This is a genomic window from Mycobacterium sp. 852013-51886_SCH5428379 (genome assembly GCF_001665575.1).
GTDB lineage: Bacteria > Actinomycetota > Actinomycetes > Mycobacteriales > Mycobacteriaceae > Mycobacterium.
The window spans coordinates 242,010-260,728 of sequence record NZ_LZSU01000042.1 but is presented as its reverse complement, the minus strand read 5'-3'; the positions used below and the strand labels follow the sequence as shown (position 1 = coordinate 260,728).

20 protein-coding genes are annotated in these 18,719 nt (G+C 68.9%); 13 read left to right on the top strand and 7 right to left on the bottom strand.

Annotated elements, in window-relative coordinates:
• The 5 genes from A5757_RS18640 to mmsB all read left to right on the top strand — a co-directional run bounded on the left by A5757_RS18640 (window position 1) and on the right by mmsB (window position 5,560).
• On the top strand, window positions 1–852 hold the full coding sequence (locus A5757_RS18640; RefSeq protein ID WP_066836808.1) for an LLM class F420-dependent oxidoreductase: 852 nt from the start codon (window positions 1–3) through the stop codon (window positions 850–852).
• A gap of 27 nt (window positions 853–879) precedes the next feature.
• The gene (rfbB, locus tag A5757_RS18635) at window positions 880–1,875 is read left to right on the top strand and encodes a dTDP-glucose 4,6-dehydratase (RefSeq protein ID WP_066836805.1); all 996 of its coding nucleotides are present in this window, start codon (window positions 880–882) and stop codon (window positions 1,873–1,875) included.
• Window positions 1,876–1,940: 65 nt separating this feature from the next.
• The gene (locus tag A5757_RS18630; protein ID WP_066836802.1) at window positions 1,941–3,461 is read left to right on the top strand and encodes a CoA-acylating methylmalonate-semialdehyde dehydrogenase; all 1,521 of its coding nucleotides are present in this window, start codon (window positions 1,941–1,943) and stop codon (window positions 3,459–3,461) included.
• A 38-nt stretch (window positions 3,462–3,499) separates the two neighbouring features.
• The gene (locus tag A5757_RS18625) at window positions 3,500–4,666 is read left to right on the top strand and encodes an acyl-CoA dehydrogenase family protein (protein WP_066836799.1); all 1,167 of its coding nucleotides are present in this window, start codon (window positions 3,500–3,502) and stop codon (window positions 4,664–4,666) included.
• Window positions 4,667–4,678: 12 nt separating this feature from the next.
• Window positions 4,679–5,560: a 3-hydroxyisobutyrate dehydrogenase gene (gene mmsB, locus A5757_RS18620; protein WP_066836796.1), complete on the top strand. Its 882-nt coding sequence runs from the start codon at window positions 4,679–4,681 to the stop codon at window positions 5,558–5,560.
• 63 nt (window positions 5,561–5,623) lie between these two features.
• Here mmsB and A5757_RS18615 read toward each other — a convergent pair whose 3' ends face one another.
• On the bottom strand, window positions 5,624–6,421 hold the full coding sequence (locus A5757_RS18615; protein WP_066836795.1) for an HAD family hydrolase: 798 nt from the start codon (window positions 6,419–6,421) through the stop codon (window positions 5,624–5,626).
• Between the two features lie 105 nt (window positions 6,422–6,526).
• On the opposite strand from A5757_RS18615, the gene A5757_RS18610 reads away from it, so the two are divergent.
• Both A5757_RS18610 and A5757_RS18605 read left to right on the top strand, forming a co-directional pair.
• Window positions 6,527–7,195: a response regulator transcription factor gene (locus A5757_RS18610; RefSeq protein ID WP_231984048.1), complete on the top strand. Its 669-nt coding sequence runs from the start codon at window positions 6,527–6,529 to the stop codon at window positions 7,193–7,195.
• Window positions 7,192–8,436 carry a GAF domain-containing sensor histidine kinase gene (locus tag A5757_RS18605; RefSeq protein WP_066836793.1) on the top strand — a complete coding sequence of 415 codons (1,245 nt, stop codon included), beginning with the start codon at window positions 7,192–7,194 and terminating at the stop codon, window positions 8,434–8,436. The genes A5757_RS18610 and A5757_RS18605 overlap by 4 nt, the downstream gene beginning before the upstream one ends.
• Window positions 8,437–8,439: 3 nt before the next feature.
• Here the strand turns inward: A5757_RS18605 and A5757_RS18600 are convergent, their stop codons facing one another.
• Window positions 8,440–8,916, bottom strand: a complete 477-nt coding sequence (locus A5757_RS18600; RefSeq protein ID WP_066836790.1) for a MarR family winged helix-turn-helix transcriptional regulator — start codon at window positions 8,914–8,916, stop codon at window positions 8,440–8,442.
• 83 nt (window positions 8,917–8,999) lie between these two features.
• Here A5757_RS18600 and A5757_RS18595 point away from each other — a divergent pair, with 83 nt between their 5' ends.
• Window positions 9,000–9,959, top strand: coding sequence for an NmrA/HSCARG family protein (locus A5757_RS18595; RefSeq protein ID WP_231984047.1), 960 nt, complete (start codon window positions 9,000–9,002; stop codon window positions 9,957–9,959).
• A gap of 25 nt (window positions 9,960–9,984) precedes the next feature.
• Window positions 9,985–11,031: a cytochrome P450 gene (locus A5757_RS18590; RefSeq protein WP_066836787.1), complete on the top strand. Its 1,047-nt coding sequence runs from the start codon at window positions 9,985–9,987 to the stop codon at window positions 11,029–11,031.
• 6 nt (window positions 11,032–11,037) lie between these two features.
• Here the strand turns inward: A5757_RS18590 and A5757_RS18585 are convergent, their stop codons facing one another.
• Genes A5757_RS18585 through secY form a run of 4 tightly spaced genes read right to left on the bottom strand, consistent with a single transcriptional unit; the run spans window position 11,038 to window position 14,228 of the window.
• On the bottom strand, window positions 11,038–11,523 hold the full coding sequence (locus A5757_RS18585; protein ID WP_197497384.1) for a MarR family winged helix-turn-helix transcriptional regulator: 486 nt from the start codon (window positions 11,521–11,523) through the stop codon (window positions 11,038–11,040).
• 41 nt (window positions 11,524–11,564) lie between these two features.
• Entirely contained in the window at window positions 11,565–12,359 is a 795-nt protein-coding gene (gene map / locus A5757_RS18580; RefSeq protein WP_066836784.1) for a type I methionyl aminopeptidase, read from the bottom strand.
• Window position 12,360: 1 nt separating this feature from the next.
• The gene (locus tag A5757_RS18575; protein ID WP_066836782.1) at window positions 12,361–12,906 is read right to left on the bottom strand and encodes an adenylate kinase; all 546 of its coding nucleotides are present in this window, start codon (window positions 12,904–12,906) and stop codon (window positions 12,361–12,363) included.
• On the bottom strand, window positions 12,903–14,228 hold the full coding sequence (gene secY, locus A5757_RS18570; RefSeq protein WP_066836779.1) for a preprotein translocase subunit SecY: 1,326 nt from the start codon (window positions 14,226–14,228) through the stop codon (window positions 12,903–12,905). The genes A5757_RS18575 and secY overlap by 4 nt, the downstream gene beginning before the upstream one ends.
• Window positions 14,229–14,498: 270 nt before the next feature.
• Here secY and A5757_RS18565 point away from each other — a divergent pair, with 270 nt between their 5' ends.
• From A5757_RS18565 to A5757_RS18555, 3 genes are read left to right on the top strand one after another with little or no spacing between them, the layout of a single operon-like run.
• On the top strand, window positions 14,499–15,422 hold the full coding sequence (locus tag A5757_RS18565; protein ID WP_066836995.1) for an SAM-dependent methyltransferase: 924 nt from the start codon (window positions 14,499–14,501) through the stop codon (window positions 15,420–15,422).
• A gap of 7 nt (window positions 15,423–15,429) precedes the next feature.
• Window positions 15,430–16,335, top strand: coding sequence for a class I SAM-dependent methyltransferase (locus tag A5757_RS18560; RefSeq protein ID WP_066836775.1), 906 nt, complete (start codon window positions 15,430–15,432; stop codon window positions 16,333–16,335).
• Between the two features lie 9 nt (window positions 16,336–16,344).
• Window positions 16,345–17,268 carry an SAM-dependent methyltransferase gene (locus tag A5757_RS18555; protein WP_066836773.1) on the top strand — a complete coding sequence of 308 codons (924 nt, stop codon included), beginning with the start codon at window positions 16,345–16,347 and terminating at the stop codon, window positions 17,266–17,268.
• On the opposite strand, the gene A5757_RS23485 is transcribed toward A5757_RS18555, so the two are convergent.
• Window positions 17,265–17,408: a hypothetical protein gene (locus A5757_RS23485; RefSeq protein WP_197497380.1), complete on the bottom strand. Its 144-nt coding sequence runs from the start codon at window positions 17,406–17,408 to the stop codon at window positions 17,265–17,267. The two genes, A5757_RS18555 and A5757_RS23485, sit on opposite strands and share 4 nt — an antisense overlap.
• Here A5757_RS23485 and A5757_RS18550 point away from each other — a divergent pair.
• Window positions 17,401–18,585 carry an FAD-dependent oxidoreductase gene (locus A5757_RS18550; RefSeq protein WP_066836771.1) on the top strand — a complete coding sequence of 395 codons (1,185 nt, stop codon included), beginning with the start codon at window positions 17,401–17,403 and terminating at the stop codon, window positions 18,583–18,585. The two genes, A5757_RS23485 and A5757_RS18550, sit on opposite strands and share 8 nt — an antisense overlap.
• The last annotated feature ends 134 nt before the right edge of the window (window positions 18,586–18,719 follow it).

Here is an 18,719-nt window from a genome sequence, read left to right as displayed (position 1 = left end):
ATGACCGAAGGGGTTTCCCTCAAGCCAGGACTCGGCCGTTACGGCGTGTGGACCGGTGGCGCGCCCAAACCCGAGCAGGCCGCGGAGATCGAGAAACTCGGCTACGGCGCGGTCTGGGTGGGCGGCTCCCCCGCCGCGGAACTCGAGTTCGTCGAGCCGATCCTCGAGGCGACCGAGACCCTGCAGGTTGCGACCGGCATCGTCAACGTGTGGGCGTCGCCGGCCAAGGACGTCGCCGCGTCCTTCCACCGCATCGAGGACAAGTTCCCCAGCCGCTTCCTGCTCGGCATCGGCATCGGCCACCCCGAGGCCAGCGCCGAATACCAGAAGCCGTACGACGCGCTGGTGGAGTACATCGACGCCCTGGACGCGGCGAAGGTGCCCACCAGCCGACTCGTCGTCGCCGCGCTGGGCCCCCAGGTGCTCAAGCTCGCCGCCCAGCGCAGCGCGGGCGCGCACCCGTACCTCACCACCCCCGAACACACCGGGCAGGCCCGCAACACCGTCGGCCCCACGGTGTTCCTCGCTCCGGAGCACAAGGTGGTGCTGAGCACCGACGTCGAGGAAGCACGCGAGATCGGCCGCGGCACCGTCGACTTCTATCTCGGCCTGAGCAACTACGTGAAGAACTGGAAGCGGCTCGGGTTCACCGACGACGACGTCGCCAAGCCGGGCAGCGACAAGCTCATCGACGCGGTCGTCGCCCATGGCACCGCGGAGGCGGTCGCGGCGCGGCTGGAGGAACACCACGAGCGCGGCGCCGACCACGTCGCCATCCAGGTGCTGGGCGGCTGGGACAAGCTGATCCCGACGCTGACGGAGCTGGCGGGCCCGCTCGGCCTGAAGAGCTGAGTCGCATCGCCCGTTAAGGTCGGCGGCATGCGGTTGCTGGTCACCGGCGGCGCCGGCTTCATCGGCGCGAACTTCGTGCACCGTTGTGTGCGCACCGGCGCGTACACATCGGTCACCGTTCTCGATGCGCTGACGTATGCGGGCAGCCGCGAATCGCTGACCTCAGTGGCCGGACAGATCGAAGTGGTCGAGGGCGACATCACCGACACCCGGCTGGTCGACGAACTCGTCGCGCGATGCGACGCGGTCGTGCACTTCGCCGCCGAGACCCACGTCGACAACGGACTGGCCGATCCCGAGCCGTTTCTGCGTAGCAACGTGGTCGGCACCTACGCGATCCTCGAGGCCGTGCGCCGCCACGGGGTGCGGTTGCACCACATCTCCACCGACGAGGTCTACGGCGACCTCGACCTCGACACCGCCGAGCGGTTCACCGAGGCGACGCCCTACAACCCCTCGAGTCCGTATTCGGCGACCAAGGCCGCCGGGGATCTGCTGGTGCGGGCGTGGGTGCGGTCGTTCGGAGTGCGCGCGACGCTGTCGAACTGCTCCAACAACTACGGCCCCTATCAGCATGTCGAGAAGTTCATCCCGCGCCAGATCACCAACGTGCTGACCGGCAGGCGGCCCAAGCTCTACGGCACCGGCGCCAACGTGCGCGACTGGATCCACGTCGACGATCACAACAGCGCCGTCGACCGGATCCTCGCCGCCGGCACGATCGGCCGCACCTATCTGATCGGCGCGGAGGGTGAAGCCGACAACCTGACGGTGCTGCGCACGCTGCTGCGCATCATGGACCGCGATCCCGACGACTTCGACCACGTACCCGACCGGGCCGGGCACGACCTGCGGTACGCGATCGACCCGTCGGTGCTGTACCGGGAATTGGGCTGGCGGCCCGAACATCGCGACTTCGAAGCGGGACTGCGCGCGACCGTTGCGTGGTACCGGGACAACGAATCCTGGTGGCGCCCGATCAAAGACGAGGTCGAGGCGCGCTACGCGCAGCGGGGCCAGTGAACCTCTTGTCAATGCCCACCCTCGGTTACTAGGATGTCCTAGTATCTCAAGCGAGGGGGCCTTCCATGACCAGACAAATCCAGCACTTCATCAACGGCAAGCGCACCGACGGCGTGTCCACCCGGACCGCGGACGTGCTGAATCCGAGCACCGGCGAGGTGCAGGCCCAGGTGCTGCTCGGTTCGCGCGCCGACGTCGACGCCGCCGTCGCCCTCGCGGTCGAGGCACAGAAGGAATGGGCCGCCTGGAACCCGCAGCGCCGCGCCCGCGTGATGATGCGGTTCATCGAGCTGGTGAACAAGAACATAGAAGAGTTAGCCGAACTCCTTTCGCTCGAGCACGGCAAGACCGTCCCCGATTCCAAGGGCGACATCCAGCGCGGTATCGAGGTCATCGAGTTCGCGATCGGGATCCCGCACCTCATCAAGGGCGAGTACACCGAGGGCGCGGGCACCGGCATCGATGTCTACTCGATGCGCCAGCCGCTCGGCGTCGTCGCCGGCATCACCCCGTTCAACTTCCCCGCGATGATCCCGCTGTGGAAGGCCGGCCCCGCGCTGGCGTGCGGTAACGCGTTCATCCTGAAGCCCTCGGAGCGGGACCCGTCGGTGCCGGTCCGGCTGGCCGAGCTGTTCCTCGAGGCGGGCCTGCCCGCGGGCGTCTTCCAGGTGGTGCACGGCGACAAGGAGGCCGTCGACGCCATCCTCGAACATCCGGACATCCAGGCCGTCGGATTCGTCGGCAGTTCCGACATCGCGCACTACATCTACTCCGGCGCCGCCGCGAACGGTAAGCGCGCCCAGTGCTTCGGTGGCGCGAAGAACCACATGATCGTCATGCCCGACGCCGATCTCGACCAGGCCGTCGACGCGCTGATCGGTGCCGGTTACGGCAGCGCCGGGGAACGCTGCATGGCGATCAGCGTCGCGGTGCCCGTGGGCAAAGAAACGGCGGACCGCCTCCGCAACCGCCTCGTCGAGCGGGTGAACCAGTTGCGCGTCGGGCACAGCCTCGACCCGAAGGCCGACTACGGTCCGCTGGTCACCGAGGCCGCCCTCAACCGGGTCCGCGACTACATCAACCAGGGTGTCGAGGCCGGCGCCGAAGCGGTCGTCGACGGCCGTGAGCGGGCCAGCGACGAGCTGCAGTTCGGCGACGACAGCCTCGAGGGCGGCTACTTCATCGGCCCCACCCTCTTCGACCACGTCACCCCCGACATGTCGATCTACCGCGACGAGATCTTCGGACCCGTGCTGTGCATCGTGCGTGCCGACACCTACGAAGAGGCGCTCCGGCTGCCCACCGAACACGAATACGGCAACGGCGTGGCGATCTTCACCCGCGACGGCGACACCGCCCGTGATTTCGTGGCGCGGGTGCAGGTCGGCATGGTCGGCGTCAACGTGCCGATCCCGGTGCCAGTGTCGTACCACACCTTCGGCGGCTGGAAGCGGTCCGGCTTCGGCGACCTCAACCAGCACGGCCCGCATTCGATCCTGTTCTACACCAAGACCAAGACGGTCACGCAGCGCTGGCCGTCGGGCATCAAGGATGGCGCCGAGTTCGTCATCCCGACCATGAATTAGGTCTCGCCCGACGAGCGCTTGCGCGAGGAGAGTTCAACGTGGACTATTTCGGTCTCGACGACGACGAACGGGTGATCGCCGAGACGGCGGAGGCGTTCGCCGCGAAGCGGTTGGCGCCCAACGCGCTGGAGTGGGATCGCACGCACCACTTCCCCACCGACGTACTGCGGGAAGCGGCCGAACTCGGCATGGCGGCGATCTACTGTCGTGAGGACGCCGGCGGCAGCGGTCTGCGGCGCATCGACGCCGTCCGCATCTTCGAGATGCTGGCCGCCGCCGATCCGACGATCGCGGCGTTCCTGTCGATCCACAACATGTGTGCGTGGATGGTCGACGTGTACGGCTCCGAGGAGCAGCGCTCGACCTGGGTGCCGCGGCTGGCATCGATGGAGTCGATCGCGAGCTACTGCCTCACCGAACCCGGGGCCGGCTCCGACGCGAGCGCGCTGCGCACCCGCGCGGTCAGAGATGGTGACCACTACCGGCTCGACGGGGTGAAGCAGTTCATCTCCGGCGCAGGCACATCCGACGTGTACATCGTGATGGCCCGCACCGGTAGCGACGGCCCGAAGGGCATCTCGGCGTTCATCGTGGAAAAGGACACGCCGGGGCTCAGTTTCGGCGCCGACGAGGAGAAGATGGGCTGGAGCGCACAACCCACCGCGCAGGTGATCCTCGAGGGTGCGCGGGTGCCCGCGGCGAACATGCTCGGCGGAGAAGCCGGTGAGGGCAAGGGCTTCGGCATCGCGATGAACGGCCTCAACGGCGGCCGCATCAACATCGCCGCGTGTTCCCTCGGCGGCGCCCAGGCCGCCTACGACAAGGCGGCCAATTACGTGGCCGACCGGCAGGCGTTCGGCGGATCGCTGCTCGACGAGCCGACCATCCGGTTCACCCTGGCCGATATGGCCACCGCTCTGCAGACGTCGCGCACCCTGCTGTGGCGTGCGGCCACCGCACTGGACGACGGCCACCCGGACAAGGTGGAGCTGTGCGCGATGGCCAAGCGCTACGTCACCGACGCCTGTTTCGAGGTGGCCGATCAGGCGCTGCAACTGCACGGCGGATACGGATACCTCCGCGAGTACGGCATCGAGAAGATCGTGCGGGATCTGCGCGTACACCGGATTCTCGAGGGATCCAACGAGATCATGCGTGTGGTGATCGGGCGGGCAGCCGCGGGCCGCGCCCGCGCATCGGCATAGGAGAAGATGACAGTGACGACAATTGCGTTCTTCGGGCTCGGCCACATGGGCGGTCCGATGGCGGCCAACCTGGCCAAGGCCGGTCACACCGTGCGCGGATTCGATCCGGTACCGGCCCTGCGATCGGCCGCCGAAGACAACGGCGTCAGCACATTCGGCAGCGGCGCCGAGGCGGTCTCCGGCGCCGAGGTCGTCATCACGTCGCTGCCGAACGGGGCGGTGGTGAAGTCGGTCTACGCCGAGGTGCTGCCCGCCGCCCAGGCGGGTGCGCTGTTCATCGACACCTCCACCATCTCGGTCGCCGATGCGCGGGAGATCAACGCCGACACCACCTCCCGGGGTTTCGCCCAGATCGACGCACCGGTCTCCGGTGGGGTCAAGGGTGCGACGGCCGGGACGCTGGCGTTCATGGTCGGCGGTTCCGAAGACGCAGTCGCAGCGGCTCGGCCCGTGCTCGAACCGATGGCCGCGAAGGTCGTGCACTGCGGCGCATCCGGCAACGGTCAGGCCGCCAAGCTGTGCAACAACATGGTGCTCGCCGTCCAGCAGATCGCGATCGGTGAAGCCTTCGTGCTGGCCGAGAAACTCGGGTTGCCGGCACAGTCGCTGTTCGACGTCATCACCGGCGCGACCGGCAACTGCTGGTCGGTGCACACGAATTGCCCTGTGCCGGGACCGGTTCCGACGTCGCCGGCCAACAACGACTTCAAGCCGGGCTTCGCGACGGCGCTGATGAACAAGGATCTCGGACTGGCGATGGACGCGGTGCAGTCCACCGGTGCCGCGGCGCCGCTGGGCAGCCACGCCGCCCAGCTCTATGCGGGGTTCGTCAGGTCCGGTGCGTCCTACAACGACAAGGACTTCAGCGCAATCATCGAGATGCTGCGCGGCTGAGCCTCGCACGCCGTCGGGCGGCGGTCGGCGACCCCTCGGACACCGCCCGCCCCCGGCGCGACTTCAGGCGGCCGAATTCGTCTGCGCGGCCGGCCACCGGCCCCGCATCCGGCCCAGCGCGGCCAGCGTCAGCGGCACCGCACCCGCATAGTCGGCCACCACGGCCATGGCGGTCGACGCATCGCGCGCGGCGCCGGCGGACGCACCGACGAGCACCGTCGCCAGCTCCGCGGATCCCGCCATCCGCAGTCCGCGTGACGATCCGGCGAAGGCGACGGCGTGCTGCGGCCACACCCCCAGCTCGGCCAGCGCTTGACGGTAGGGGTCCGCACCGGGAGTGGTGACGTCGTCGGCGGTGACGATCACCTCGACCAGCCCCTCGCCGACGAGTTGGCGAATCAGCGGTTCGGCCCAGCTGCGCCGCCCGGCGGTCACGACGGCGACCGGGATGTCGGCGGCGAACGCCTCGTTCATCAGATCCGTCAGCCCCGCACGCGGGGACAGTTCCGCGTCGACCACCATCTCGTCGAACATGATCGTCTTGGTCGCGCAGACCTCGTCGGCGAGGAGCTCGGTGAGCACGTCACATTCGGGTCCGACGCAGTGCTTGCGGAGTTCGGCCAGCACGCGCTGCCGTTCATCGCGCAGCACGAGCAGTTGGCGGTACCGCGCGACCGACCACTCGATCGGCAGCCCGTGGGCGGCGAAGGCGGCGTTGAACACCACGCGGTGGGCGTCACGCTCCAGATCGGCCAGCGCGTCCAGATCGAAGATCAGGGCGCGGACCGGGCTGGCGTTCTGCTCAGCCGGTCCCCACCAGAACCGGCCGGCACACCATGTTCTCTGCTCTGTTGTGGACACGGTCCTACAGTGGTCTACGTCACACCTCGGCGTCCTCCCCCCTATGGGGGATTGGACCGGCGAAGTTGAGCTACCCGCGTCCGCGCCGCCTCTAATGTGTTGCGCATGGTCCAGCCCGTGCCGATGCCCGTGCGCATCGTCCTGGTGGACGACCACGAGATGGTCATCGAAGGCCTCAAGGCCATGCTGGCGTCGTTCGACGACCGGGTCTCGGTGGTGGGTCAGGCGGTGGGCGCCGAACGGGCGCTCGGCGTGGTCGACGAGCTGCGTCCGGACATCGTGCTGTGCGACGTGCGGATGCAGGGCGCCAGCGGATTGGACCTGTGCCTGCAGCTGCGTCAGCGCGATCCCGCGCAGAAGGTGGTCATGCTGTCGGTCTACGACGACGAGCAGTACCTGTTCCAGGCGCTGCGGGTGGGAGCGTCGGGCTATCTGCTCAAGAGCATCAACAGCGACGAACTGGTGCGCCAACTCGAGTTCGCGCACAGCGGCGAGATGGCCATCGACCCGAAGATGGCGGCCAGAGCCGTCGACACCGCGGCCCGGCTGCAGCGCGCCGAGTTCTGGCCGGGCGCCCGGCAGGGGCTCACCCAGCGCGAGAGCGAGATCCTGTCGTTCGTCGTCAACGGGCTGTCCAACCGCGGTATCGCCCACAAGTTGGTCATCGGCGAGGAGACCGTGAAGACCCACCTGCGGGCCATCTACCGCAAACTCGGGGTCAGCGACCGGGCCGGCGCCGTGGCGACCGCGCTGCGCGAGGGGATCTACCAGTGACCAGCGCCGATGATCTCCCGGGTCGCTCCGCTCCTGCCCGCCGGAACGTACTCACCGCCGACCGCGAACTGGCCCTGCTGCGTGAGTTGATCCAGGCCACCTCCAGCGGACCGGGCGTCGAACCGCTCGCCGCCGCGGCGGCCCGAATGATCACCGCGGCCACCGCCACCGACGTCTGCTTCGTGCACGTGCTCGACGATTCGGACCGGTCGCTGACGCTGACCGGCGCCACCCCGCCGTTCGACAGTGAGGTCGGCAAGATCCGCCTACCCCTGGGACACGGCATCTCCGGATGGGTGGCCAGCCACCGCGAACCGGTGGTGATCAGCCACGACAAGGAGTCCGATCCGCGGTATCTGCCGTTCCAGTCGCTACGCGGCCGCGATTTCACCTCGATGGTGTCGGTACCGATGCAGACCGATCCGGGCGGACTGGTCGGCGTGCTCAACGTGCACACGGTGGCGCGCCGGGAATTCACACCCCGCGACGTCGAACTGCTGCTGGTGATCGGCCGGTTGATCGCGGGCGCGCTGCATCAGGCGCGGCTGCACCGCCAGTTGGTGGCCCGCGAACGCGCGCACGAGAACTTCGTCGAGCAGGTGATCCAGGCCCAGGAGATCGAACGCCGACGCCTGGCCGGCGACATCCACGACGGCATCTCCCAGCGACTGGTCACGCTGTCCTACCGCCTCGACGCCGCCGCCCGGGCGATCGCCGATCCCGAAGCCGCGGCCGAACAGCTCGCCAAGGCCCGCGAACTGGCCGATCTGACGCTGGCCGAGGCGCGCGCGGCGATCAGCGGGCTGCGTCCGCCGGTCCTCGACGACCTCGGACTGGCCGGCGGGCTGGCCAGTCTCGCCCGCACGATCCCGGAGGTCGACCTCGCGGTGGATCTCGCGGAGGTGCGGCTGCCCGACCACACCGAGCTCGCGCTGTACCGCATCGCGCAGGAGTGCCTGCAGAACGTCGTCAAACACGCCAGAGCGCGGACGGCCGGGCTGACGTTCAGCGTGGAGGACGGCCCCGCGGGACCGACGGCGCGGCTGGAGATCGTCGACGACGGCGTCGGATTCGACACGTTCGAACATCCGGTGGGCGGGGACGAGATGGGCGGCTACGGCCTGCTGTCCATGGCCGAACGCGCGGAGATCGTCGGCGGCCGGCTCAACATCCGGTCCCGCCCGGGTGCCGGGACCGCGGTGACCGCGACGATCCCGCTGCCCGCACCGGTGGCGGACTGACGGTCACGCCAGAGAGCAGTCGGTGCCCCGATGGGTCTCGACCGCCGCGACGACGTCCTCGGCGATACCGCGCAGCACCTCCAGACGCTCCGGTCCGATCACGTCGATGAACAGCTCGCGGACTCGGGCCGCATTGGCCGGTGCGCACGCCTCCAGCGCGGCGCGTCCTGCGTCGGTCAGCACGACGACCGGATAGCGGCCCTCCCCCGGTTCCCGCGCCACCAGCCCCCGCGCGGCCATCCTGCTCAGATGATGCGACAACCGGCTCTTCTCCCACTGGGTGGCCGCCGCGAGGTCGACCGGGCGAAGCCGCGCACCGTCGGCTTCCGAGAGGTTCACCAGGATCTCGAAATCGGAGTCCGACAGGTTGAAGTCGCGCTGCAGGTGCTGGTGGAGGTGCCGGCTCAGGGTCTGCTGCATGGCGATGTAGGCGCGCCACGCCTGCTGCTCGTCGTCGGTGAGCCATCGCGTCGAGGCCATACCCCGATGTTAGCCGACGGGTTGACGCGTCAACCAGAGCACGCCTACTGTTGGAAACAGGTTGATACATCAACTTGGAAGGGATGAACGATATGACGGACAAGAAGATCATCGCGGTCGTCGGAGCAACCGGTTCCCAGGGCGGCGGTATGGTCCGCGCACTGCTCGACGACGACGCGTTCACCATCCGGGCACTGACCCGTGACCCGCAGTCGACGAAGGCGATGGCATTGACCGCCGCCGGCGCCGAGGTCGTCGCCGCTGACCTGGACGACGAGGAGAGCCTGGACGCCGCGTTCGCCGGGGCCCACGGCGCATTCGTCGTCACGAATTACTGGGCTCCGCTGCCGCAGGACGCGCAGCAGACAGCAGCGCAGCGGGAACTCGCCCAGGCACAGGCCGCGGTGCGGGCACTCGACCGGGCGGGCGTGCGTCATGTCGTCTGGTCGACGCTCGAGGACTCGCGCGGCCGATTCGCCGACGACGCCGCCGTCCCCGACGTCGAGGGGTACAAGGTGCCGCACTTCGACGCCAAGGCTGAGGCGGACCGGTTCTTCGCCGCGGTCCCCACCACGTATCTGCGGACCACCCTGTTCTACGAGAACTTCGCGAACTCGTTCCCGCCCCGGCCCGGCGACGACGGCACGTTGACACTCGGCATCCCCATGGCCGATCAGCCGTTGGCGGGTATCGCCGTCGAGGACATCGGCCGGACGGCGCTCGAGATCTTCCACCGCGGCGATCCGCTGATCGGCCGGACCGTCAGCATTGCCGGCGACATCCTCACCGGCGACGGCTACGCGGCCGCGTTGACCGAGGCGCTCGGCCGACGGGTGGTCTACCGGCCGATGACGTTCGACGAGTTCCGCGCACAGGGCTTCCCGTCAGCGGTCGAGATGGGCAACATGTTCCAGTACTACGCGGAGGACGCCGCGACCTTCACCGGCGACCGCGACCTGGACCGGGTGCGCGAACTCAACCCCGGGCTCCAGTCGTTCCCGGACTGGCTGGCGCAGCACGGCGACGACATTCCGCTGCCGTGAGCGAGGTGCTGGTAGACCTGCAACAGTGAGCGAATCCCACCGCGCGTACGACGTCTGCACCCACGCAGACGTCGTCCGCGTCCTCGACGACCACACGACGTTCTCCAACGCCGTCTCGACGCAGCACGTCGCCGTGCCCAACGGCATGGACCCGCCCCAGCACACAATGTTCCGCGCCGTCGTGGACCGGTACTTCACCGCCGACCGGCTGGCGGCGTTCGAGCCGAGATTGCGGGCGCTCACCGCCGAGCTGGTGGCAGGTCTGCCGCGCGACGCCGAGTTCGACTTCGTCGACGCGTTCGCCGAGCCCTACGCCGGCCGCGCGCAATGCGCGTTCATGGGATGGCCGGACGCGCTGCAGGACGCGCTGCGCGAATGGGTCAAGCGCAATCACGCGGCCGTTCACGCGCAGGACCGGCAGGCGATGGCCGCGGTGGCGCTGGCGTTCGACGGTTACATCCGCGAACAGCTCGATGCCCGGCGACAGCGCGGCGCCCCGACAGACACCACCACCGATCTGCTGAGCGAGACCGTCGACGGCCGGCCGCTGCGGGACGACGAGATCGTCTCGATAGTGCGGAACTGGACCGTCGGCGAGCTCGGCACCATCGCGGCCGGCGTCGGGATTCTGGCGCAAACCCTGGCGGCTTATCCGGAGGTGCAGGACCAGTTGCGCGCTGACCCGACGCTCATCGAGCCGGCCTGCGACGAGATCCTGCGGCTGCACGCGCCCCTGATCAGCAATCGTCGGCGCACCACCCGAGAGGTCACGCTCGGCGCGTCCCGCATCCCGGCCGATGCGCCGCTGACGGTGGTGTGGGCGGCCGCCAACCGCGACCCCCTGGCGTTCGACGACGTCGAGCAGTACCGATTGGATCGCGATCCGTCGCTGAACCTGCTGTACGGCCGCGGCATCCATATCTGCCCGGGCGCGCCGCTGGCGCGGATGGAGTTCCGGATCGTGCTCGAGGAACTGTTCGCCGGGACCCGACGCATCACCCTCGGCGGTCGGGCGGTTGCGGCGACCTATCCGTCGGCCGGCTTCTCCGAACTGTCCGTCCGGCTGGGTTGAGTCCCGTCAGAAATCGCCGGAATGCCGGCGCAACGTCTCGATGGAGGCGGCCAGCGCCCGGGATTCATCGGCCGACATGCCGATGTCGGCGAAGACCTCGTCGTTGAGCGTCACGGTCGCGTCCTCGACCGTGGACCGGCCCAGGTCGGTGATCCGCACCAGCGTCGTGCGGCCATCGGTCGGATGGGGCAGGCGCTCCACCAGGCCGGCGGCCTCGAGCCGGCGGACGGCGTGGGTGACGCTGGTGACGTGCACCTGCAGCCGGTCGGAAGCCTTGGTGATGGGTAGTTCACCGGAGCGGCTGAACGCCAGCAGTCGGAGCAGCTCGTAGCGGGAGAAGCTCAGATCGTAGGGCCGCAGCGCGTTCTCGACGCGGGCCAGCAGGATCTGATGTGCCCGCATCACCGACGTCACTGCGACCATGCCATCGGCGACGTCGCCCCAGCCGGCGGCCTCCCAGTTGGCGCGGGCCAGGGCGATCGGGTCTCGCAGTCCGGCCCCGTCGGTCACCGGACTTTCATACCATTGCGCGCTCAGAGCGTGAGGATCCGCGGTCCGTCGTCGGTGACGGCGACGGTGTGCTCCCAGTGCGCGGCGCGGGTGCCGTCGGCGGTGACGACCGTCCACTCGTCGGCGAGCACGATCGTCTTCGTGGTGCCCAGGGTCAGCATGGGCTCGATGGCCAGCACCGAGCCGGGCGCGAGGTGGGGGCCGCGGCCGGGCGATCCCTCGTTGGGCAGGAACGGGTCCATGTGCATCTGCCGGCCGATGCCGTGTCCGCCGTAGCCGTCGACGATGCCGAAGGCGCGGTCGTAGCGCTTTTCGGCGGCTCGGGTGCCGGTCTCGATCGCGTGGGAGACGTCGGTCAACCGGTTGCCGGGGACCATCGCGGCGATCCCCGCCTCCATCGATTCGCGGGTGGCCTCAGACAGGTTGTGGTCGGCGTCGATCAACGGCCCCACCCCGAAGGTGATCGCCGAATCGCCGTGCCAGTCGTCGAGGATGGCGCCGCAGTCGATGGACACCAGGTCACCGGAGGCCAGCACGTCGTCGGTCGACGGGATGCCGTGCACGACGCGGTCGTTGACCGAGGAGCAGATGCTGGCCGGGAAGCCGTGGTAGCCGAGGAACGACGGGGTGCCGCCGCCGTCGCGGATCACCGATTCGGCGATCGCGTCGAGGTCTTTGGTGGTGACGCCGGGGACGGCGGCCTCGCGCACCGCGCGTAGCGCGGCGGCGACGAGCGCACCGGCGGCGGCCATGGCGTCCAGCTCACCGGGGGTGCGCTGCGGGACGACCTTGCGGCTGCGCAACCTCAGATTGGCCACGTCACTGACCGAGTGCCTGCAGCGCCCGGGCGAAGACCTCGTCCATGGTGCCGACGGCGTCGACGGTCTTGAGCTCGTCGCGGTAGTGGTCGAGCAGCGGTGCGGTCTCGTCCCGGTAGACCTTCATCCGGTTGAGGATGACGTCCTCGGTGTCGTCGGCGCGGCCGCGGCTCTTGAGGCGGCCGAGCAGCTCGTCCTCGGACACCCGGAACTCGAGCACCGCGTCGAGGCTGGTGTTGCGCGCGGCCAGCATGTCGGTCAGCGCCTTGGCCTGCTCGACCGAGCGCGGGTAGCCGTCGAGGATGAACCCCTGGGCCGCGTCGTCGTCGTTGAGCCGGTCGTCGACCAGCGCGTTGGTGAGCGTCGACGGGACCAGGTCACCGGCGTCGAGGTACTTCTTGGCCTCGACGCCCAGTTCGGTCTCGTTGGTGATGTTGTGGCGGAACAGGTCGCCGGTCGAGATGTGCGGAATGCCGAGCTTCTCGGCGAGCTTCTGGGCCTGCGTGCCTTTGCCCGCCCCAGGCGGTCCGAGAAGAACGATCCTCACTTCAGGAACCCTTCGTAGTTGCGTTGCATGAGCTGGCTCTCGATCTGCTTCACGGTGTCCAGACCCACGCCGACCATGATCAGCACACCGACGCCGCCGAACGGCAGGTTCTGCACCGGGCCCGAGCTGCCGGCCTGCAGGAACAGGTTGGGCAGGACCGCGACCACGCCGAGGTAGATCGAGCCCGGGAGCGTGATGCGGCTGAGCACGTAGCGCAGGTAGTCCGCGGTCGGCCTGCCGGGCCGGATGCCCGGGATGAATCCGCCGAACTTCTTCATCTCGTCCGCACGCTCGTCGGGGTTGAACGTGATCGAGACGTAGAAGTAGGTGAAGAAGATGATCAGGCCGAAGTAGAAGGCGATGTAGACCGGGCTGCTCGGATTGCTGAGGTACTCGGCGACGAACCGGTCCCACCAGCCGGAGCCCGGGTTCGCGCTGTTGGACTGGATCAGCTGGGTGATCAGCTGCGGGATGTAGATCAACGACGACGCGAAGATCACCGGGATGACGCCGGCCTGGTTGACCTTCAGCGGCAGGTAGGTCGACGTACCGCCGTACATCTTCCGGCCGACCATGCGCTTGGCGTACTGCACCGGGATGCGGCGCTGACCCTGCTCGACGAACACCACGGCGATGATGATCGCCAGCGCGGCCACGCAGACCAGGCCGAAGACCAGGCCGCCGCGGCTGTCCAGGATCATCTTGCCTTCGGCGGGCATCGCCGCGGTGATGCTGGCGAAGATGATCAGCGACATGCCGTTGCCGATGCCGCGCTCGGTGACCAGCTCGCCCAGCCACATGACCAGGGCGGCGCCCGCGGTCATGACGATGACGATGACGACCAGCGAGAAGATCGACGAATCCTCGATGATGTCGAGGGTGCAGCCCTGCAGGAGGCCGCCGTTGGCGGCCAGCGCCACGATGCTGGTGGCCTGCAGGAGCGCCAGCGCGATCGCGAGATAACGCGTGTACTGCGTCATCTTCGCCTGACCCGCCTGGCCCTCCTTGCGGAGCTGTTCGAAGCGCGGGATCACCACGGTCAGCAGCTGCACGATGATGCTCGCGGTGATGAAGGGCATGATGCCGACCGCGAACACCGACAGCTGCAACAGCGCACCGCCGGAGAACAGGTTGATCAGCGAATAGATCTGACCGGAATCACCGCCGCTGACCTGGGCGATGCACTCCTGCACATTGGGGTAGTTCACGCCGGGCGACGGAACCTGAGCGCCGATGCGATAGAGGATGACGGCACCCAGGGTGAACAGGATCTTGCGCCTGAGGTCGGCCGTTCGCAGCGACGAGATGAAAGCCGAAAGCACTCTTCCTCCTGCGCAGCCGACCTCATGGAGCGCGGCGTGCGGATGGGGCTGGACGACCCAGCGTCGTGGTCAAGTCATGCGCGCCGCTACGGCAGACGTCTAGCCTGCTCGAGTCGCGCATCGAACAGTCTACGAGATTAACAGTCATCGCCCGTCATCCCCGCATCGACGGCGGTCACAGCGGGCGTTCAGAAACGACGCGTACCCTCGCCGATAGCTGATGAGACCAGCTAACTAAAACAGGACGATTCGCGAGGAAGGGTGGTCACCATGGCCCGCACCGACAACGACACGTGGGATCTGGCGTCCAGCGTCGGAGCCACTGCAACCATGGTGGCCGCTGCGCGCGCGGTGGCCACCAGGGCCCCCGACGCGGTGATCGACGATCCGTTCGCCGAACCGCTGGTGCGTGCGGTCGGCGTCGACTTCTTCACGCGTCTCGCCGCGGGCGAACTCGCCCTCGAAGATCTCGACCCCGACGCCACCGGCGGTGCGGGCAACATGGACCGGTTCGCCGACGGGATGGCCGCACGGACCCGCTTCTTCGACGAGTTCTTCGCGGCGGCCACCAAGGCCGGCATCCGGCAGGCGGTGATCCTGGCCGCCGGTCTGGACGCCCGGGCCTACCGGCTGACCTGGCCCGCCGGCACCGTGGTGTTCGAGGTGGACCAGCCCGAGGTGATCTCCTTCAAGACCGAGACGCTGGCCGGGCTCGGCGCCGAGCCGACCACCGAGCGCCGCACCGTCGCCGTCGATCTGCGCGACGACTGGATCGGCGCGCTGCAGGCCGCCGGCTTCGACGAGACCAAGCCGACCGCCTGGATCGCCGAAGGACTGTTCGGATACCTGCCGCCCGAGGCGCAGGACCGGCTGCTCGACCAGATCACCGAATACAGCGCACCCGGGAGCCGGGCGGCGGTCGAAGGGGTCGTCGCCCCCTCCGACGTCGAAGACGACGAGATCCGGGCCCGGATGCAGGCGGTGTCGGAGCAGTGGCGCAAGCACGGCTTCGACCTGGACTTCTCGGAACTGGTCTACACCGGTGAACGCGCCGAGGCGGCCGAGTACCTGACCGGGAAGGGCTGGAGGACCGACAGCATCGCCGGCGTCGATCTCCTCGTGAAGTACGGACTCACGGCGCCCGACGACGATGCGGGGTTCGCCGACGTCCGCTACGTCACCGCGGTCAGGTAGGCCGGCGGTGGTGCGCAGCGACGCAGACAGCTGGGATCTGGCCTCCAGCGTCGGGGCGACGGCGACGATGGTCGCCACGGCCCGGGCGGTGGCGAGCCGCGAGCCGGACGCGTTGATCAACGATCCGTACGCCGAGGCCCTCGTGCGCGCGGTGGGCGTGGACTACTTCGTCAAAGTGCTCGACGGCTCGATCACGCTGGAACCCGACAACGCCACGATGCTCGCGATCATGACCGACGTGATGGCGGTGCGGACCCGGTTCTTCGACGACTTCTTCCTCGATTCGGGAGTGGACTCCGGGGTCCGGCAGGCGGTCATCCTGGCCTCCGGGCTGGACGCCCGCGCCTACCGGTTGTCGTGGCCGGCGGACACCGTGGTGTACGAGATCGACCAGCCGGAGGTCATCGAGTTCAAGACCCGCACGCTGGCCGATCTCGGTGCCTCCTCCACCGCCGAGCTCCGCACCGTCGCCATCGACCTGCGTGAGGACTGGCCCGCAGCCCTCCGGACCGCGGGGTTCGACGACACCGCGCCCACGGCGTGGATCGCCGAAGGCCTGCTGATCTACCTGCCGCCCGACGCGCAGGACCGGCTGTTCGACAACATCACGGCGCTCTCGGCGCCCGGCAGCCGACTGGCCACCGAGTTCCACCCCGACCCCGCCGCCCGCATCGGCCCCAGTTCGCAACGGATGAGCCAGGAGTGGCGCCGCCACGGGCTCGATCTCGACATGGCCGACCTCATGTACGAGGGCGAGCGCAATCCCGTCGTCGACTATCTGCAGGAGCGGGGCTGGGACGTCAGCGCCCGCAGCAGACCCGACGTGTTCGCCCACTACGGCCGCCCCTTCCCCACCGCCGACGAGGTCGCCGCGCTGCGCGACTCACTCGCCGTCACAGCCATCAAGAGATAGGGAGCCCGCATGTCCCGCACCGATGGAGACACCTGGGACCTGGCGTCCAGCGTCGGCGCGACCGCCACGGCCGTAGCCGCATCCCGCGCCCTGGCCTCGCAGGGTGACGACGCCCTGCTCGACGACCGGCTCGCCGATCCGCTGGTCCGCGCCGTCGGCGTCGACACCTTCATCAAACTCATCGACGGTGAGCTGCCTGCAGCGGACGACCGCGCGGCCGCTCCGGCAGCAGATCCAGCCATGAACCGGCAGACGATGCGCGAAGCGATCACCGTGCGCACCCGCTACTTCGACGACTTCTTCCTCGCCGCTTCGGCGGCGGGTGTCCGGCAGGCCGTGATCCTCGCCTCGGGTCTCGACACGCGCGCCTACCGGCTGCGGTGGCCGGCGGGCACGGTCGTCTACGAGATCGACCAGCCGCAGGTGATCGAATTCAAGACCAGGGTGCTCGACGAGTTGGGCGCTGCGCCCGCGGCCGACCTCCGAACGGTCCGCATCGATCTGCGCGACGACTGGCCGGCCGCGCTGCGGGCGAGCGGTTTCGACCCTTCCGCTCCGACGGCCTGGATCGCGGAGGGCCTTCTCATCTATCTGCCGCCCGAGGCGCAGGACGCCCTGCTCGACAACATCACTGAGCTTTCGGCGCCCGGGAGCCGATTGGCGACCGAGCACATGGACGCCGGCTCGCTCCCGGCGGATTGGGCGCAGCGGCTGTCCGAGCGGTCCAAGCGGTTCGGCTCGGACATCGATCTCGCGGAGCTCTTCTATCTCGAGGATCGGCGTGCGGCGGGTGATTATCTGAGCGAGCGGGGCTGGCAGACCACGATCACCTCCACCGACGACGCATTCGCCGCGCACGGGTTCTCGGTTCCGGATGACGAACTGCGGGCCTTGGTCAGCACGTCGGGCTATCTGACCGCGACCCTGCCCTAGGGGTGCGATGCGCGCGGTTCGACGAGTTCGTCGATGTTGGCGCTGACGAACGTCATGATCTCGTGCAAACGGGTCAGGAAGGTCTCGAACTCCTCGAGCACCTCCGGTGATGTCTGCGACATCAGGGCGTCGATGGACATCCTGGTCAGCGGCGCAGGGATCGCCGGGCCCGCCACGGCCTACTGGCTGCAACGGGCCGGCCACCGGGTCACGGTGGTCGAGCGCGCGGCCGAACTGCGCACCGGCGGACAGAACGTCGATGTCCGCGGCGGCGCCCGCGACGTACTGCGTCGCATGGGCCTTGAGGACGCCGCGCTGGCCGCGCGCACGGGCGAGACCGGGTTGCGCTTCGTCGACCACGCCGGCGCGGCCATCGCCGAATTCCCCGCCGGTACCGGCGACAGCGACGGCCCGACGGCCGAGCTCGAGGTGCTGCGCGGCGCGCTGTCCGGTCTGTTGGTCGACGCGGGCGGTCCCGGGATCGACTACCGCTTCGGCGTGCAGATCACCGTTGTGTCGCAGGATGATTCGGGTGTGGACGTCGACTTCTCCGATGGGACGCGGAGGCGCTTCGACATCCTCGTGATCGCCGACGGGGTGCGGTCGGCGACCCGTCGACTGGTGTTCGGCGACGTGGATGTGCGTGCCTTGGGTCTCTATACGGCCTACGGGACGATCACGCGGTCCGCGACCGATGACCTCTGGTGGAGCTGGTACAACGCGCCCGGCGGCCGGTCGATCACGGTACGGCCGGACAACGTCGGGACAACCCGCGTGGCGCTGTCCTTCCTGTCCGAGGGCCGCGGCTACGAGAATATGGACGGCGGTTCGTTGCGCGCGGCGCTGCGGACCCGCTACCGCGACGCCGGGTGGATCGCCCCACGCATCCTCGACGAACTGGACGTGACCGAGGAGCTCTACGTGGACTACCTCGGTCAGGTGCGCATGCCGCGGTGGTCGTCGGGACGGGTCGTGGCGCTCGGCGATGCCGCTTGGTGCGCAACCCCGATCAGCGGGATGGGCACCTCACTCGCGCTCACGGGTGCGTACGTCCTCGCGGGCGAAGTGGCCACCCGGCCGACTGTCGACCAGGCGCTCGCCGGATACGAGGCGGTGATGCGGCCCATGGTCGAGCGCGCCCAGCGGCTGCCACCGGGGACACCACGGCTCGCGCATCCCCGCTCCCGCCTCGGAGTGGCCCTGTTGCGCAATGTCATCCGCGTTGCGGGCTCGGCGCCGGCCCGGGCGATCGGACGCCACCTCCCCTCCGGCGGCGGTGAGGCCGAGCCTCTGGCGGAGTACCGGTTCGACGGCTGACCCCGTGCGGTCTCACCTTGCCGTGACTTCTCCGCCGACGCCGAAGACGCGTGGGCGCGGATCATTGCCTTCTTCGTCACCATCTGCGGGTTGGGTAGCGTCACGGTCGGGGTCACACTTCTCGAGGAGGTAGC

Bases quoted from the DNA above. Each gene is read 5' to 3' on its own strand.
- A5757_RS18640 (WP_066836808.1), top strand. From the start codon at position 1: ATGACCGAAGGGGTTTCCCTCAAGCCAGGACTCGGCCGTTACGGCGTG.
- rfbB (WP_066836805.1), top strand. From the start codon at position 880: ATGCGGTTGCTGGTCACCGGCGGCGCCGGCTTCATCGGCGCGAACTTC.
- A5757_RS18630 (WP_066836802.1), top strand. From the start codon at position 1,941: ATGACCAGACAAATCCAGCACTTCATCAACGGCAAGCGCACCGACGGC.
- A5757_RS18610 (WP_231984048.1), top strand. From the start codon at position 6,527: ATGGTCCAGCCCGTGCCGATGCCCGTGCGCATCGTCCTGGTGGACGAC.
- A5757_RS18600 (WP_066836790.1), bottom strand. From the start codon at position 8,916: ATGGCCTCGACGCGATGGCTCACCGACGACGAGCAGCAGGCGTGGCGC.
- A5757_RS18595 (WP_231984047.1), top strand. From the start codon at position 9,000: ATGAACGATATGACGGACAAGAAGATCATCGCGGTCGTCGGAGCAACC.
- A5757_RS18565 (WP_066836995.1), top strand. From the start codon at position 14,499: ATGGCCCGCACCGACAACGACACGTGGGATCTGGCGTCCAGCGTCGGA.
- A5757_RS18555 (WP_066836773.1), top strand. From the start codon at position 16,345: ATGTCCCGCACCGATGGAGACACCTGGGACCTGGCGTCCAGCGTCGGC.
- A5757_RS18550 (WP_066836771.1), top strand. From the start codon at position 17,401: ATGGACATCCTGGTCAGCGGCGCAGGGATCGCCGGGCCCGCCACGGCC.
- A5757_RS23485 (WP_197497380.1), bottom strand. From the start codon at position 17,408: ATGTCCATCGACGCCCTGATGTCGCAGACATCACCGGAGGTGCTCGAG.